Source organism: Paenibacillus sp. HWE-109, assembly GCF_022163125.1.
Lineage (GTDB): Bacteria > Bacillota > Bacilli > Paenibacillales > NBRC-103111 > Paenibacillus_E.
Window position 1 is genome coordinate 5,439,878 of record NZ_CP091881.1, and the last position, 16,942, is coordinate 5,456,819.

A 16,942-nucleotide genomic window follows, 5' to 3' on the forward strand; every position below is an offset into this window, starting at 1 on the left:
GGCGTACAAATGGCTATTTATTTCAAATATTGTTGATAGTTGGACTGGTCAATGAACAAGCTTTCGACCTTAACCCACTTTTCAACATTTTCTTTGTTTAGAATCTTGTAAACTAGATCACCAGCAACTTGCCCCATCTTGACAGGGAACTGCGCGGAAGTACCTGCGATCTTATTATCCTTGACCAGTTTGATCGCATCTTGCGAACCATCAATGGAATAAATCTTGATGTCCGTTCGTTTCGCTGCTTCTATGGCCGCCAACGCTCCTACAGCTGATGGATCATTGATGGTAAAGACGGCATTGATTTCAGGGTTGGACTGCAAGAAATTCTCCATTATCGGAAGCGCGGATTCCGTTGATGCCTTACCGTCTTGTCTGGCGACAACTTTAATGCCGGGAGATGCTTTGACCGCAGCGGTGAAGCCATCTGTTCTGTCCACAACGGCTTGCACGACAGACCAATCGATAATGGCCACGTTGGCTTTGCCGCCTGTATTTTTAACCATGGCATCGCCAAGCACTTTGCCGGCCATGAAGTTATCCGTCGTCACCATAGCTGTAACCAGATCTGTATCCTGAGGCGGGACATCCATAATAATAACCCGAATGTTGGCTTTCTTGGCCGAAAGCAGCGCCGTCTTGATTCCTTTGCTGTCAACCGGAGCAATAAAGATGGCGTCTACCTTCTGTTGGATGAAATCTTCCACATCCGAGATCTGTTTGTTAATATCCAACTGTGCATCGACTTCAATCAGCTTGTCGCCGTGTTTATCAACGATCTCGGACTTCAAACCTTTGCTCCAATCGATAAAATGCGGGTTATTCAAAGTGAAGTACGATGCGGCAAATGTATGTTTTTTGGTCTCTTTCGAACTGCTTGTCGTGCTCGTCTCTTGCGTCTTACTTCCACAAGCAACCATCGTAACCATAATTAGAATCAATGTGAGAATAAGAGAAGCCGACTTCATTTTTTTACTAGTTTTCATTGCATAAATCCCCCTTTTTAAATATAAATGGTATTAATGCTCTTCCCAATCCTTCGCTCGATCAACCGCTTTTTGCCAGCCAGCATATAGCTGATTGCGCTTACAAATATCAAATGTTGGTTCAAACCTGCGATCTAATTCAAAAGTATCCAGCAGCTCGCTTTGACTCTGCCAAAACCCCGTTGCAAGACCCGCTAGAAATGCGGCTCCACGCGCGGTTGATTCTACAACCTTAGGTCGAATCACGGGCACGCCGAGAAGATCGGCTTGAAACTGCATGACGAAATTATTGCAGCAAACACCACCATCGACCTTCAACTCGCTATTCTTGATGTCTGAATCCTGTTCCATACACGTAATGACATCACGAATCTGATAGGCTATCGATTCAAGTGTTGCGCGGACAATGTGGTTGCGATTGGCACCACGCGTTAAGCCAAGGATAGCGCCGCGCGCATACTGATCCCAGTAAGGAGCCGAAAGTCCGACAAAAGCGGGAACAACATAAACGCCATTGGTATCTGCAACTTCTTGGGCAAGCTGCTCTGTCTCTTTGGCATCGGAAATAAGTTTCAGTTCGTCCCGCAGCCATTGTACAGAAGCACCCACAACGTATAGCAGACCTTCGAGTGCATACTCCACCTTGTTGTTCAACCCCCATGCCACTGTGGTAAGCAGGCCGGAATCGGAGCGGATTGGCTTAGATCCCGTATGCATTAGCAGTGAACCCCCTGTTCCATAAGTGGCCTTCACCATCCCCTCATGGAAACAAGCCTGGCCGAATAGAGCGCCTTGCTGATCTCCAACAGCTGCTGCAACTGGAATGCTGGCTCCGAATAGCGACTCGTCCGTCAAGCCATAGACATCGCTTGAAGGGCGGAGTTCGGGAAGAATGGCCAGTGGAATGCCCAGCTCATGTAACATTTTAGCGTCCCATTCGATTCGATTAATGTTAAACAGCATCGTTCGTGAAGCGTTGGAATAATCCGTAATATGCACCTTGCCGCCCGTCAAATTCCAAATCAGCCAAGTATCCACGGTTCCGAAAAGCAGTTCTCCCTTTTCAGCCTTTTCTCTAGCCCCCTCGATGTGATCGAGGATCCATTTAATCTTCGTACCTGAGAAATAGGAATCGATTAACAACCCCGTATTTTCTTTGACATATTCACTTAATCCCTGTTCTTTCAATTCTTGACAAACGTCTGCTGTTCGGCGATCCTGCCATACGATGGCGTTCATGACAGGCTTGCCTGTAGCCTTATCCCATAGAATTGTGGTCTCTCTTTGATTGGTAATTCCGATCCCTACGATATCCGACGCACTCGCATTCGCTTGTTTCAGAGCCTCTTTGGCTGTTTTTAATTGCGCTTCCCATATATCCATGGGATTGTGTTCTACCCAACCTGGCTTGGGATAGATTTGGGCAAAATCTTGATAAGCTACGGAAACAATATTGCCATTGTGATCGAACAATATCGTCCTTGTGCTTGTTGTTCCACAATCAAATGACATCACATATTTCTCTGCCACGCCAACCTCCCGCTTTCCTGTGCATTTATAGCTTGGAGCCACACGATTTAACCGCTTACAAATGCTTATATATGATTAGCTCTATGATCCGCTGCAACTTGTCATAATTGCCATGCAGGACTTCGAGCTAATCATGTACGTTATTCTTTTACACTGTCAGCAATGCCGCAATCCTTTATACTTCCATGCCATAACGGTGTACCTTATGCGTTGGATAAAAGGAGAACGAAGGAATCGTAACATCAGGTGTTCTTGTTGCAACGAAGAGAGTCGCTTCTGCAACATTCTCTACATCGATGCAGCTATTATAGATTCCCTCTTTCAGTTCTTTTTCATCCAGCCAGCCATCCGTATAAGCAGCAAGATCACCGTCATAAATCCCTGAATCGATGACTTTGGTCATTGGCGTCTTCACGTGAGAAGGATTGATTACGGTTACACCAATATTTTTATCTTTGCCTTCCAACAAAATATTTTTGCTAAGGCCCATCATGCCATGCTTCGAAGCGCGATATGGACTATGTCCTGGACAGGATGCTACTTTGGCTGAAGATGAACCCATATTGATGATTCTGCCACCCGTCGTTTGTTTTTCCATGTAGCGGAATGCTTCTCGACAGCACAGGAAGACCGCGGTCAAGTTGGGGCCAATTGTTTTGTTCCACTCTTCGAGCGTAGTCTGGCCGATTGGCGGAGACAAAGAATCACGTCCAGCACTATTCACAAGAAGATCAACACTGCCCCATTTATCATTGGCATACTTGAAGAAATTAGCAACTTCATCTTCTTCTGTTACATCGCCGACAATCCAATCACAGATGCCATTTTCAGCTTCGATCTCAGCAGCAACCTGCTTCATACGCTCTTCATCTATATCCACTAATAACACTTTACTGGCATTGGCAGCGAAAATTTTCGATACAGCTTCACCGATGCCTGAAGCGGCTCCAGTGACGATTGCAACTTTACCTTCTAATTGAGTTCCTTTAGGATACATATAATTCTTCCTCTCTAGTTTTGAATTCTGTTCTGGTTGCGTTGATGAATGGAATAAGGATTTATACTCTTATTATAGAATATTATTTTTCACTGTCAATACAAAAATAAAATTTTATTCGATAAAGGGTTTACAAAAATGAATTACAATCCCTTTTCACCGATTATTTCCTCTATTTTCGGATCATAAAGAAATTCTATTCGTTTATTCCCTATCATCCGATATCGCGGTTTGCCGCCATTCAGCAGGCCATCTGCCGCTTCTTCATCCAACAACACAATCACATTCGAATGTAATTGAAGGAAGGATGCCGGGCAACTTGTCGTAACGGGTCCCGTAAATGCTGCTTGAATAATGCTGCTTTTTGACTCGCCATGCGCGATAAACAGCACGCATTCTGCCTTCATAATTGGCCCCACTCCCATGGTGATAGCATGGCTAGGAATAGGTTCTTCAGCAGAAAAATATTTAGCGTTAGCACTTCGAGTGTCCTCCGTTAACGCCACAATATGCGTCTCACTGGAAAGATGCTGTCCCGGTTCGTTGAAACCAATATGTCCGTTTAACCCAATACCCAGCAGTTGGACATCGAGCGCCCCGGCTTCCCTCAGCAGCCTTTCATAGCGAATGATTTCCGCTTCAAGCGAAGGGGCCATTCCATTTGGAATATGGCAATGACTAGGAAGCATATCCAGATGCTGGAATAGGTGTTCTCGCATATAGGCCGAATAACTTTGCGGATGATCAACTGACAAACCGACATACTCGTCTAGATTATAGGTAGATGCATGTTTAAAGCTAACCGGTCTGAGTTTGAGTCTTTCAACCAACTCTTGGTAAATCCCTACAGGCGATGAACCCGTGGCAAGGCCAAGCTTGGGATGGGCTTTGTCCAGAACAACCCTTTCCAGGACTTCCGCGCCAATGCGATCAGCTTGCTGCGGATCGCCAAAAACAGCGATTCTCATCATCGTTACCCCCCTCGGAAGGCTTTCACTTTATCCACGAGCTGTCTGCTCTTCTCGGTAATGGAGGCATAATCCCCTTGACTGGCAGAGCTAATCAAAGAACCACCGACACCTACAGCAACGGCGCCCGCTTCGAACCAATCTGTGATGGTAGTCAGATTTACACCGCCAGTAGGCATCAGATTCACCTGAGGCAGCGGTCCTTTCAGGGAGCGGATCATGGATGGGCCATACGTCTCACCTGGGAACAATTTGATGATATCTGCGCCCGCTTCCATCCCTTCAATCGCCTCTTTGACGGTCATGGCTCCCGGCATACAGGGAATACCATAGCGGTTGCATAAGCGAATCACTTCTGTGTTAACAAACGGACTAACAACAAATTGCGCGCCCGATAGAATCGCGATACGAGCAGTTTCCGTATCGAGTACTGTCCCTGCACCAATCGTAACTTCTCCAGGCGAGAAATGATGCGATAATTTCTCGATCACTTGATGTGCAAACGGTATCGTGAATGTTATTTCCAAACTGGAAATACCTCCGCGCAGACACGCTTCAGCGATCTTGATTGCTTGTTCACTATTGTCAGCGCGGATAACGGCGACAATGCCATCCTCACACAATCTGCTTATCACTCGCAGCTTATTCATGGCCATTTATCATTTCCCCTTGTTCTTTAATCATTACCTCAAATACGCAAGGACATTCGCCGCAGCCATGACGCCCATGTTCTCGATCGCTTGATACGTTGAAGCGGCACAATGCGATCCGATAATTAGGTTATCCAGTTCCAGAAAACCTTTATCTTGCGGGGGTTCCTGTTCGAATACATCCATTCCGGCTCCCCATATCCGGTTTTCCTGCAAAGCCGCAAGAAGCGCCTGTTCATCGATAAGCCCACCCCTGGCCGTGTTCACGATGACAGCGGTTTCTTTCATGCTTGCGAGCTCCTTCGCGCCTATCAAATGATGCGTTTGTTCCGTTAAAGGCAGATGCAAGCTGATAAAGTCAGCGGTGCTCAGAAGCTCATTTAAACCTACATAATCGATCTGATGTTCAGCCGCGTAGGCTTCATCTTGGATCAAATCATAAGCAAGGATGTTCATATTAAACCCCCGCGCCCTTGCGGCAACGCCTTTGCCAATGGCTCCAAGACCAACGAGACCCAACGTTTTGCCCCATACATCAACCGAAGTGATCTTATTCCAATTCAATTGCCTGCAAGCTTTATCAATCGGAAGCATTCTTCTGGCAGCAGCGAGCATAAGAGCTATCGTATAATCAGCAACGGCATCCTTATTAGCTCCAGCAGTCACCGTTACGGGAATCCCTTTCTCCCGCGCATAATTCAGGTCAATATTGTCGGTACCGACACCGTATTTGGAAATGACCTTTAATTTAGACGCATGCTCAAGCACTTCTTGATCAATGGGATCGACCCCAACGATTATGGCATCTACCTCCTTGATCAAAGCAAGCATTTCCTGTTTATTCATTATGCGGCCGTACGGATTAAGAATAAGTTCGCAGCCATACTCCCTTAACATGTCGATCGGTTGAGAGTTTCCCTTACCAAAGGAACGAGGGGTTACCATTACTTTATAAGTCACTTGTTTTCACCTCTCTGGCTGTCATTTTTTTCGTTTGAAAGCATGGGCAGGATTATGAATCATCAAATCAGCAATCGCAGACTCCGAAACACCGCGTTGACGCAATAGAGGGATAAAATTGATCTTCATATGATCCAATCCGATCTCGCCACCGTAACTCTTCAGTCTAGCCCGAGTCGTATCCAATCCCAGGAGAAGGGATTCCCCATAGCCCCATTCCAGCATCTGCACGATCAGATCCGCTTCTTCCTCATCGCTGTGATATTTAAATCTGCCGATTGTATCGTACTCCAGATAAACACCAATTTGTGCAAGCTGCTGATGAACGCTGTAATCGCCTAGTGTTCTATCCAAATGACAGATGATCAGATTCTTGGGAACAACACCACGTTTCATCAAGTGTTCGGCCACAACCATCCCTTGGCGATGGGTTTCCGTATGGCACATGACGGGAATCCCTGTAGCGAGGGAGGCCATGGCTGCGGCATTCAACAGGTTGATACAAGTTGAACCCGGAGAGTCCTCCTCAATTGCCGTTTTGATTAGTCCAGCTTTGGCGGTAATTTGGAACCGCGGATCCTGATTATCTGCATGGACATACATGCCATCTTCAATCTCAGCAATAAAGGTATTCGCCAAGCGCTCGGCATCCCCGCGAAACAGCCAATGATTGTCGGAATAAAAGCTTCTCTTGTGGAAACCGGTAGAGGCTATGATATGAATGCCTGTCTGCTTGGATACCTCAGTCAACATATCTGCCATCCGGCCGCACCCGATAGGCTGGGCATCCACAATGGCTTCGCCACCCAGGCTCTTGAATACCATTAATTCGTCCTTCGTCTGGCCAAAATCGTCAATTTGCAGAACGGGATTTAGCCTTGAAGGCGTTCCTTCCGCAATGAAGAGATGTTCGTGGCTATGACAGAATCCTAGTTGTTCGTTAGGGATATCCCCTAAAACGGTGCGAATAATTCCCGTAGCGGTCACCCCCTGTAAACGCTTAATCCTTATCGTAAATGATGAGCTCCATCACGATTTCATTATAGAATTAAATACTTTACTTGTAAATATAAAATAAAATTTTATTTTATATTTACAAGTAAAGGCAGATCTTCGATCTGCGTAGATCTGCCTCTTCTCACTGTCTGGCATGCCGATATCTAGCGAAAGTCAGGCGGTATACGTCTTGCCATTCCCGTAAGAATAGCCGCTTCTATAACTGCGTGTCTGACTTTGGCTACAATCTGCTCATTAAAAATACTTGGAATGATATAGAGTTCGTTCAATTCCCTCTCCGAAACGACAGCGGCAATCGCACGAGCTGCCGCCAGCTTCATCGGCTCATTGATTTGATGGGCCCTGCAGTCCAAAGCGCCTCGGAAAATGCCTGGGAAGACAAGCACATTGTTGATTTGATTCGGGTAATCACTTCGACCGGTCGCGAGCACCCGAACATAGGGCCCCGCTTCCAGCGGATCGATTTCCGGATCAGGATTGGCCATGGCAAATACAATATTATCCACCGCCATTTGCTGCATATCCTCCGCATGAAGCAGCCCGCCTCTTGATACCCCGATGAATACGTCCGCTCCGCGAATCATTTCTTTCAAGCTGCCAGGCTGATCCTCCACCTGTGGTTGATCAGCGAGCCATTGCCACATCGGCTGTGAATACTGTTCGCCACGAACAATAGCCCCCTCCCGATCAACAGGAACCAACTGCGTGACACCTGCGGACAGCAGCATTTTACAGATAGCAACACCCGCGGCACCGATACCATTGACCACAACCCGAATCTGGTTGATTCGTTTCCCAACGAGCTTGAGTGCGTTCAACAATCCCGCGAGGACAACAATGGCTGTGCCATGTTGGTCGTCATGAAAGACAGGAATAGTCAACTGCTCGGCCAATCTGGCTTCAATTTCAAAGCAGCGGGGAGAACTGATATCCTCCAAATTAATACCGCCAAAGATCGGGCTAATCGTGACGATCGTACGAATGATTTCTTCCGTATCCTTGGTGTCTAGACAGATTGGGAACGCATCAACATCCGCCAACTGCTTGAACAGCATAGCCTTTCCTTCCATAACCGGCGCGGAAGCTTGTGGACCGATATCTCCTAGGCCTAATACAGCTGTTCCATCCGTAACAACGGCTACCGTATTTCGTTTGATGGTAAGTGAATAAGCTTTGCGGGGATCTTCATGGATAGCCTTGCACACCCTCGCCACACCCGGAGTATAGACTCTTGATAAATCGTCCCTGTTCTTGATCGGCATATTCGGATGAATCGATATTTTCCCACCCAAGTGAGCCAGGAATGTTCGGTCGGACATATTGATAATTTTAACGCCAGCCAATTCTTTCAGAAATTCAGAGACGCGTGATTCCCCTTGATCCGATACCTGAACCGTAATGTCGCGAATCGAGCTTTCGGGGGTCGTCCGGATCACATCGATCGATGTCATATCGCCCCCTGCCTTACTGATCGCGGTCGCGACCTCACCAAAATGATTCAGCTCATGGTTCAGCTCCAAACGAAGGATTATACTGTTGTACGCCACCTAAGCTACTCCCCCTTATATTCAACCCGTTCTATATGGAGCGTCATGATCGTATATGAATCCCGATAAATTTGCTTTCCATCATATCTTGAATCGCATATTTGACGCCTTCCTTGCCAATACCGCTTAATTTAACGCCACCGTAAGGATGGTTATCTTGTCGATACGTGGAAATCTCATTAATCCAGACGCCCCCGGTAACTAACTGATCAGCCAAGCGCAAGGCGCGGTTTATATTATTCGTAAATACGCCGGCCTGAAGGCCGAAATCCGAATCATTCGCCATGCGGATCGCCTCCTCTTCCGTATCGAATGGAATGATGGACACGATTGGCGCAAAGACCTCCTGACAGACGACTTTCATGCTCGCTGTAACGTTAGCCAATACCGTAGCCTCCATAACCGTCCCGTTTCGTCTCCCGCCCGTTAGAACAGCCGCCCCCTCGCGTTCAGCTTCCTTCACCCAAGCCTCTGCGCGCTTCGCTTCGTCCTCGCTGATCATCGGCCCAATATCAGTCGACTCTAACATGGGGTCTCCAACTTGTAATTGTTTAACTCGTTTCACGTAGTTAACCAAGAAATCATTGTAGACAGTAGATTGAACGTAGATCCTTTGCACCGAGATGCATGCCTGCCCGGAGAAAGCGAACGCTCCCCTTACCAAGCCTGCAATGGCTGCATTCAGATCAGCATCGTCGAAGATAAGGTTCGGGGAGTTCGAGCCGAGCTCGAGGGTCAATTTTTTGAGCCCTGCCCATTTCTGAATCTGAAGTCCGATCGGAACGCTGCCTGTAAAGGACACCTTGGCAACACGAGGATCCGTAACGAGCGGCTCCCCGATTGCCGAGCCTCTACCAAGTACGACATTCAGCGCCCCTGTGGGCAGTCCTGCTTCTTCGAACAAGCGTGCCAACGCAATGGATGACAATGGCGTCTTATCCGCAGGTTTTAGAACAACGGTATTGCCTGCTGCAAAGGCCGGTGCCAGCTTATGAAGGACCAGATTCAATGGAAAATTGAATGGGGTAATGGCAGCCACAACCCCCAACGGATAACGTCGTACCATCCCGATCCGGTTTTCCCCCCCGACAGCAGCATCCATCGGTACGAGCTCGCCACCCAGCGCTTTGGCCTCATCCGAAGCAAATCGAAGGACCTGCACCGCGCGGCCGACTTCCCCCCGCGCATCACGAATCGGTTTACCCGCTTCAAGCACTAGCGTTATAGCAAATTCTTCGCTTCGCGCCTCTAATAAATCAGCGGTCTTGCGCAAAATGGCAGAGCGCTGATAGGCTGGGATATGGCGCATAGTCTCATGAAATACGCGTTCAGCGGTTGCAATCGCGCGGTCCAGATCGCCATCTTCCACGTAATCGATTTTCCCCACAACTTCGCCGTCATAGGGATTTCGAACTTCCTTCGTCTGACGGCTGCCGCCTTTAAGCTCCTGTCCATCAATGATTGAACCTGCATGCATCACTTTACCAGACATGGTTTTCACTCCATTCCTTTGTAGTCATCTTGGCATCTATTAGGTCATCTTCTTACTTGCTGTCACTTCCTTGCTATCACTTTCCTTGCCTTCTCCGCCACATGTTCAGCAGTCAGACCGTACTTATTCAGCAATGCGCTGTTGGAACCCGATTCTGAATTTCTATCCTGTACGCCGATCCTCTCCATGGGAACAGGGAAGTTTTCCACCAATACCTCTGCCACGCTGCTGCTTAATCCGCCATAAATACTATGCTCTTCAGCAGTCACAACGACCCCGGTTTTCCTTGCGGAGGCGATAATCGCTTCGGCATCTAATGGTTTCACGGATGGCAAGTGAAGCAGCTCAGCTGAAATCCCCTCCTGCTTCAATAGTTCAACAGCTTCCAGGCAGCGACTGGTTTGTGTTCCGGTCGAAATAATCGTAACGTCCGTTCCAGAAACCAAGGTAACCCCTTTCCCAACTTGAAATCGGTAGCTTTGCTCATCAAACAGATCGGGATACGAATCGCGAGCCACTCGAATATAGACGGGGCCGTCATACTGATTGGCATATTCCATCATTTGCCGCAGTTCGACGGAATCGGCTGGCGCCAATACGACCATCCCAGGTTGTGTACGCATAATTGCCAAGTCTTCGAGCGATTGGTGAGTCTTTCCTGTACAGCCATTCAGAAGACCGCTATAGGCCCCAATCATCTTCACATTCATCTTTGGCTGCGCAATGCTTACCACAATTTGATCAAAGGCGCGTTTGACGATAAACGCTGCAAACGAGCATACCCACGGCTGCAGCCCTACGGACGCCAAGCCTGCAGCGACACCCAGCATGTTTTGCTCGGCAATGCCCATTTGCAGAAATTTGCTTTCATTATTTTCTGCCACTTTATCCAGCTTGGTTGAGTTGGCTAAGTCACCATCCAAAGCGAATACTCGCGGATCCCGCTTCGATAATTCGAGCAATTTGTCGCCGAATACGTCGCGCATGGAAACGAATTGAGGGGAAGTTGTCATTTGACTCATTGTACGTTGCCTCCTTGAAGTTCAGTTAAAGCAAGAGCCAGCTCCTGATCGGTAGGTATCTTGGAATGCCACAAATAATTGTTCTCCATATAGTTAACGCCCTTGCCTTTGACGGTATGCGCCACAATAATCGTTGGCTTTCCAGAAATTCGCTGTGCGTCACGAAGGGCTTTGACGATCTGTTTGAAATCATGTCCATCGATCGAAATAACATGGAAGCCAAACGCTCCCCAGCGGGAACTTGGGCTGAAGACAGGGATTTCCCTCGTTCTTCCTTCCGTCCCCTTCCATCCATATTGCTGTAAATGGTTATAATCCAGGATTACCGTTAAATTGTCGAGGTTATACTTCACGGCAATGTCCGCGGCTTCCCAGACTTGGCCCTCTTGGGATTCACCGTCGCCAATCATGCAATAGGTGCGAAATGACTGCTGTTTAAGCTTGGCTCCAAGCGCCATGCCGACAGCTGCTGAAATGCCCTGACCCAGCGAGCCAGTTGACATATCCAGACCTGGCAGCAAATTCATGTCCGGGTGCGCCTGCAAACGTGAATCGATTTCATCGAACGTATGAAGCTCCTCTTTTGGAAAGTAGCCTCTTTCTGCTAGTGTGCTGTATAAGGCTATCGCTGAATGCCCCTTGGATAATACAAACCGGTCTCTTTCTTCCCAAGCTGGATTGTCATGATCAATCGTCATGACTTCGAAGTATAACGCCGTTAAGATGTCAATAGCCGACATAGGGCCGCCCAAGTGCCCCGCTCCCGCGTGATATACCGTCTTGACCACATTTCTGCGGATTTCTGCTGCGAGCACCTTCAATTTCTCTACATTTTCATTTGTCAGATGTTCCATTCTCTTCACTCCTCTATAGGTTTTCACGTCATCTAATCGATTAGATATGTGATTAAAAAAAGGGGATTATCATTTGAACTTCTTACACCCCCTGTCTTCATACTTATAAACAAGCTTTATAAATTTGACGAATCTCTTCTCTGGTCACTTTCTTGGGATGACATTCAATATCGAAATAATAGCCTGTCAGAGCGATCGAAGTTGCTTTATCAATATCATTCTCCGTCATGCCGAAGGTTGAGAATTTGACATGGAGATTGATATCCGACAACAATTTGCTCACTAAATCTGGACATTTCTCGGCTCTTTGTCGCAGCGATAACGAGCTTATTGAAGGGTCCATAAGCGTAGAAATAGCAGCGAATTTCTCCAAATCAGACTGCCAGCTTACTTCCAGCACATTGACCATACATGCGGCGATGCTGTCACCATGCGGGACCCCAAACATGCCGCCCACGGGCTGAGCTAAGGAATGCGGCAAAGTCACGCCAATATGAGCGATGGCAGAACCGGCAAGCGTACTTGCCCAAGCCAGACTCTCTCTGGCTTTCACATTGCCACCATTCGCCACAGCCTCAGGAAGATTTCTAACAACAATGCTCATAGCTTCCCTGCTCACCATTGTCGTATAGGGATTCGCCTTTAAGCTGATGAAAGATTCAAGCGCATGGGCAAAAGCATCAAATCCTGTCGATGCGGTAATTTTGGAAGGCATGGATACCATCAATTCCGGATCCACTATCGCAAGCCTCGGGAATATCCGCTCATTGACAATCGTGCTTTTCTCTTTCAATACAGGGTTATTCAAAACAGAGAAAGGCGTAGATTCCGAACCTGTTCCCGAAGTAGTCGGGATCGCAACAAGCGGCAGCGTATTACTTCCAGGCCGCAGGACGTCATGGTCGTTGCGTTCTGTATACTCCCAGGAAGATCCTTGACCATTAACCATGACAGCCAATCCTTTTCCAAAATCGATTGCGCTTCCGCCGCCTATCGCGATTACGAAATCACACCGTTCAGCCTTAGCTTTCTGAGCCATTTCGTCCACTTTAAAGCAACTGGGATTCGGTTCAATATCAGCGAATATGACGCTCTCAATAAACACCTTTTTCAATTGAGCTGCGATTTGATCCCCTAAGCCAATAGAATTCATATAAGGATCAATGGCGATTGCCGCCTTCGTTCCCATTCCCTGCACATAATCTGCAATATGATTTACTTTGCCGGCGCCGAATTCCACCTTGGGCAAGAAACATGTAAACAAAGAGATTCCTCCATTTCCATTATTCATAAAATTTCAGGCAATTTCTAATGGCCACACTCTTGGTTTGCGTTACTTCTTCCAATGCCCCAATGAGTCCTTCTCTGCCGAGGCCGCTCATCTTATACCCTCCGAAGAAAGCTGCATCTGGTCGATAGGTACCTGTATTATTTACTGCTACGATCCCCGATTCGATTTGATAAGACACACTCATCGCGCGATTTATATCTCTTGTGAACACGGAAGCATTCAAACCGTAAATGGAGCTATTGGCAATCTCAATAGCCTCTTCGTCCGTGTTAAAAGAAATGACAGGAAACACAGGACCGAAAATTTCCAAATCACGCGCCACTTCGAAAGTTGGCCCGACATTCGTTAATACAGTCGGCAAATACCATGTATTGTCCACAATCTCTGCGCCTAGAACTACTTTGGCGCCTTGACCAATCGTTGTTTGCACCTGGCTATGAACGGTTCGCAGCGCTTCTTCATCAATCAATGGTCCCATGCCTATGCCACGATTTAGCGGGTCGCCAACCTGAATTCGCTTCAAGCGCTCCGTTAAAAGATCCGTGAAGTCATTAACCTTTGAACGATGAACAATCATGCGCTTATTCGCACAACAAGTCTGGCCATTCATTAATGTTCTGCCGAAAACCGTCTGCTCCACAGCCAGTTCAAGATCCGCATCCTCGAATACTATCAGCGGATCATTCCCGCCAAGTTCAAGCTTCAACCGACTCAAGTTTTTGGCAGCATTCATAGCGGTTCTGATCCCTGTTTCTGTACTCCCCGTTAAGCTAATCGCATTGACCAAAGGACTTTGCGTCAGCATTTCTCCAACTACTTTGCCCGCGCCCGTGATGATTTGTAGCACATTATCCGGTAAGCCCGCTTCATACAGCAGTTTGGTCATCTCCAGAATGGTAAGAGGCGCAACATTCGCTGGTTTGATAATGACAACATTGCCAGTCACGATGGCAGGAGCGACCTTTTGGGAAAACAACTCCGCAGGAAAGTTGAAGGGAACTACTCCGACAATGACGCCAAGCGGCTCTTTACGTGTCAGATAGATATCATTTTCTACGCCAGCTTGCTGATCAAGCGGGATATTCAGGCCGTACATCGTTTTGGCTTGCCCGACAAATGAATTGAATAGTCGTGCTACTGTTTCAATCTCGCTTTCCGATTGGCCGATAGGCTTGCCTACCTCTTGGCTCAACAAAGAAGACAATCTTTCTTTATGTTGAAGGATGAGTTCCGAAAAACGAAGCATCGTCTCTCCCCTTTTCCAGAGCGGTGTGCGCGCCCATCCTTTTTTGGCCGACTGTGCTGCCTCCAGAGCATCTTGAACATCTTCACTTGTTGCAAAAGGTACAGTATCAATAACTTGTTTCGTGGTCGGATTGCAGACCTCAACCGTTTTCCCATCTCTGCTAGCTCTCCATTTTCCATTCGTATACATGTCCATCGTTCAACTCTCCTTATTGTTTAATCAACCCGCCTAATCACTCAAATGTAATAATGGTTTTCTTCAAGCCGCTGTTTTGGCTAATCACCTCGAATGCTTCCAGTATCCGATCGAAGCCAAACACATGCGAGACGAATGTTTCCGGCTTCAGAACGCCAGATTCAATCCAGTTCATCACCTGCAGATGGCTTTCCGATTCATCCAGCTTCGATGGCCATTGATTGAAATCCAAATGCCAGTTATAGGGCGCTTTGCTCCAATCTAATCGCATGTCGGTTTCGGGTGAGATGCCGTAGACGCAAATATGTCCGTATGGTGCTAGCAATTCCATGCTTTGATTAATAATTTCATTTTTACCGACGGCATCTACGGCGAAATCCACGCCATCCTTGCAAACATTCCTTACCTCGGCAACCAGATCACACTTCTTGCTGTTGAAAGCATAATCGGCTCCAGCCTCAAGAGCTTCATCTATCCTTGCGTCGCTAGTCACCAAAGCAATCACCGGCCCCATGCCGAGCAGTTTAGCGAACTTCATAAAGGTCAATCCGACGGGCCCTGCGCCAAAAACAACAACACTTGCATTAGGTCGGAAGTTAAAGCGCTTACAAGCTCCTAACACTTCACGGAATGTCACGATCATTGGCGCAGCCACGATATCGATATCGTTCGGAAGTACCTGCTGGGCATAGTAGGCTTCGGAGAACTCGGGAGCTCCTGGACCTTTGCCATCCTCAAGCAAAGACTTGCTATCCGCTACGACTGCGTATTCGGAAAAAGCCCCCCACCCGGAATAAACTCCGTCGATCTCACCTTCCAAGAAGGGCAGGATAACCAGATCGCCGACATTCAGATGCCGAGCTTGCGCTCCCTTCTCCACTACACGACCAACCCCCTCATGTCCAAGAGCTGCAGGATACGTGTCAAAGCCTTTAAATTCCCTGGAAATCAGCTTCATATCGGTTCCGCGGCAAATTCCGCAACTTACCATTTTGACCAACGCTTGATACTCACCGTATGTGGGCTTAGCAATGTCACGAACGGATAGTGTTCCACTATTGTCAACAATCAAACTTTTCATTTTATTTGCTCCCTTCCCTGCCATTTTTTATGATTATTCATCGTATGATAAAAGCACTTTTCCACCGATTTTCTGCTCGCAGATTTCAAACGCCTCCTTCCACTGACTTAAAGCAAGCTTATGCGTAATGATCGGCTGCAAACGTATTTTGTTTTGTTTCCATATGTTCATTACACGCTCCCATGTTTCGATAGAATGCGCATAAGAAGCAACTAATTGTAGTTGTTTAAACAGAATGGTGTCATAATCAATGGTGATCTCTTTCCCCACAATCCCAACTTGAATGTAGGCGCCTCTTTTCTTAAGTGCCCGCAAACAGCTTGATACGGATGGCCCTGCTCCCGCACACTCCACCGCAACATCAACCCCTTGGGACTCCGTTTCTCTTGCAATCACTTCGTGCAGGTTTTCTTCGCTAACATTGACAATGACGTCAGCTCCAAGTTCCTTGGCAATTTCAAGTCTTGAAGCATCTGCGGTCGTCCCTGCCACGATGACCTTGCACCCTTTCATAACGAGCAAAGCTAAACAGATCAGACCAATAGGACCAGGACCTGAGAGCAAAACGGAATCTCCTACATGGATAGGCGTTAATTCTTCAATTGCTTTGACTGCACAAGCCAGCGGTTCGGTTAAAGCGGCCTCCTCAAGCGAGATATGATCCGGAATTCGATAAACCATATCTTCACGAACCACCACATATTTCGTAAAAGCCCCATCTACACCTGATCCCAGGGATTTTCGTTTCGAGCAAAACATATAGTTTCCAGTCCGGCAATGTATACAGGTTCCACAGGTTACAGCCGTCGAAGGAAGCGCTGTCACTTTATCGCCAAGCTGAAAACGCTGTACGTTTTTACCTACTTCCGTAATGATTCCCGAGAACTCATGGCCTAGTATGACAGGCGGATTGCTTTTATAAGTGTCGTGATAAATATGCAAGTCTGTACCGCAAATACCCGTGTACTTAATTTCAATTTTTACAGAGTCAGAATCACAAACAGGTTCTTGAACATTCAGTAACGCGACATTTCCGTAGCCCGATTTTTCTTTCACTATCGCTTTCATATTGCCCTCCACTAAAAATATTCATCATCTAATCG

At 47.2% G+C, this 16,942-nt stretch carries 15 protein-coding genes; all 15 read right to left on the reverse strand.

Going from position 1 to position 16,942, the window contains the following annotated elements:
• Positions 1-17: 17 nt before the first annotated feature.
• Complete coding sequence (locus LOZ80_RS23170) at positions 18-989, reverse strand: sugar ABC transporter substrate-binding protein (RefSeq protein WP_238166916.1); 972 nt, start codon at positions 987-989, stop codon at positions 18-20.
• 33 nt (positions 990-1,022) lie between these two features.
• The gene (gene glpK / locus LOZ80_RS23175) at positions 1,023-2,519 is read right to left on the reverse strand and encodes a glycerol kinase GlpK (RefSeq protein WP_283214686.1); all 1,497 of its coding nucleotides are present in this window, start codon (positions 2,517-2,519) and stop codon (positions 1,023-1,025) included.
• 175 nt (positions 2,520-2,694) lie between these two features.
• Positions 2,695-3,516 carry an SDR family oxidoreductase gene (locus LOZ80_RS23180; RefSeq protein WP_056615486.1) on the reverse strand — a complete coding sequence of 274 codons (822 nt, stop codon included), beginning with the start codon at positions 3,514-3,516 and terminating at the stop codon, positions 2,695-2,697.
• Positions 3,517-3,659: 143 nt separating this feature from the next.
• Entirely contained in the window at positions 3,660-4,487 is an 828-nt protein-coding gene (nagB, locus tag LOZ80_RS23185; protein ID WP_238166917.1) for a glucosamine-6-phosphate deaminase, read from the reverse strand.
• Between the two features lie 2 nt (positions 4,488-4,489).
• Entirely contained in the window at positions 4,490-5,140 is a 651-nt protein-coding gene (locus tag LOZ80_RS23190; protein ID WP_337950972.1) for a bifunctional 2-keto-4-hydroxyglutarate aldolase/2-keto-3-deoxy-6-phosphogluconate aldolase, read from the reverse strand.
• 27 nt (positions 5,141-5,167) lie between these two features.
• The gene (locus LOZ80_RS23195) at positions 5,168-6,094 is read right to left on the reverse strand and encodes a phosphoglycerate dehydrogenase (protein WP_238166918.1); all 927 of its coding nucleotides are present in this window, start codon (positions 6,092-6,094) and stop codon (positions 5,168-5,170) included.
• Positions 6,095-6,115: 21 nt separating this feature from the next.
• Entirely contained in the window at positions 6,116-7,081 is a 966-nt protein-coding gene (locus tag LOZ80_RS23200; RefSeq protein WP_238166919.1) for a phosphotriesterase family protein, read from the reverse strand.
• A 173-nt stretch (positions 7,082-7,254) separates the two neighbouring features.
• Complete coding sequence (locus LOZ80_RS23205) at positions 7,255-8,658, reverse strand: NAD-dependent malic enzyme (protein WP_238166920.1); 1,404 nt, start codon at positions 8,656-8,658, stop codon at positions 7,255-7,257.
• A 43-nt stretch (positions 8,659-8,701) separates the two neighbouring features.
• Positions 8,702-10,150: an aldehyde dehydrogenase family protein gene (locus LOZ80_RS23210; protein ID WP_238166921.1), complete on the reverse strand. Its 1,449-nt coding sequence runs from the start codon at positions 10,148-10,150 to the stop codon at positions 8,702-8,704.
• A gap of 62 nt (positions 10,151-10,212) precedes the next feature.
• Positions 10,213-11,172, reverse strand: coding sequence for a transketolase family protein (locus LOZ80_RS23215; protein WP_238166922.1), 960 nt, complete (start codon positions 11,170-11,172; stop codon positions 10,213-10,215).
• The gene (locus tag LOZ80_RS23220) at positions 11,169-12,026 is read right to left on the reverse strand and encodes a transketolase (RefSeq protein WP_238166923.1); all 858 of its coding nucleotides are present in this window, start codon (positions 12,024-12,026) and stop codon (positions 11,169-11,171) included. The genes LOZ80_RS23215 and LOZ80_RS23220 overlap by 4 nt, the downstream gene beginning before the upstream one ends.
• A gap of 103 nt (positions 12,027-12,129) precedes the next feature.
• Positions 12,130-13,290, reverse strand: a complete 1,161-nt coding sequence (locus LOZ80_RS23225; RefSeq protein WP_238166924.1) for an iron-containing alcohol dehydrogenase — start codon at positions 13,288-13,290, stop codon at positions 12,130-12,132.
• A 19-nt stretch (positions 13,291-13,309) separates the two neighbouring features.
• Positions 13,310-14,758 carry an aldehyde dehydrogenase family protein gene (locus LOZ80_RS23230; protein WP_238166925.1) on the reverse strand — a complete coding sequence of 483 codons (1,449 nt, stop codon included), beginning with the start codon at positions 14,756-14,758 and terminating at the stop codon, positions 13,310-13,312.
• Between the two features lie 37 nt (positions 14,759-14,795).
• Positions 14,796-15,839 (reverse strand): zinc-dependent alcohol dehydrogenase, encoded by a 1,044-nt coding sequence (locus tag LOZ80_RS23235; protein ID WP_238166926.1) that lies wholly within the window; start codon positions 15,837-15,839, stop codon positions 14,796-14,798.
• A gap of 33 nt (positions 15,840-15,872) precedes the next feature.
• Positions 15,873-16,907 (reverse strand): zinc-dependent alcohol dehydrogenase, encoded by a 1,035-nt coding sequence (locus tag LOZ80_RS23240; RefSeq protein WP_238166927.1) that lies wholly within the window; start codon positions 16,905-16,907, stop codon positions 15,873-15,875.
• Positions 16,908-16,942 lie beyond the last annotated feature (35 nt).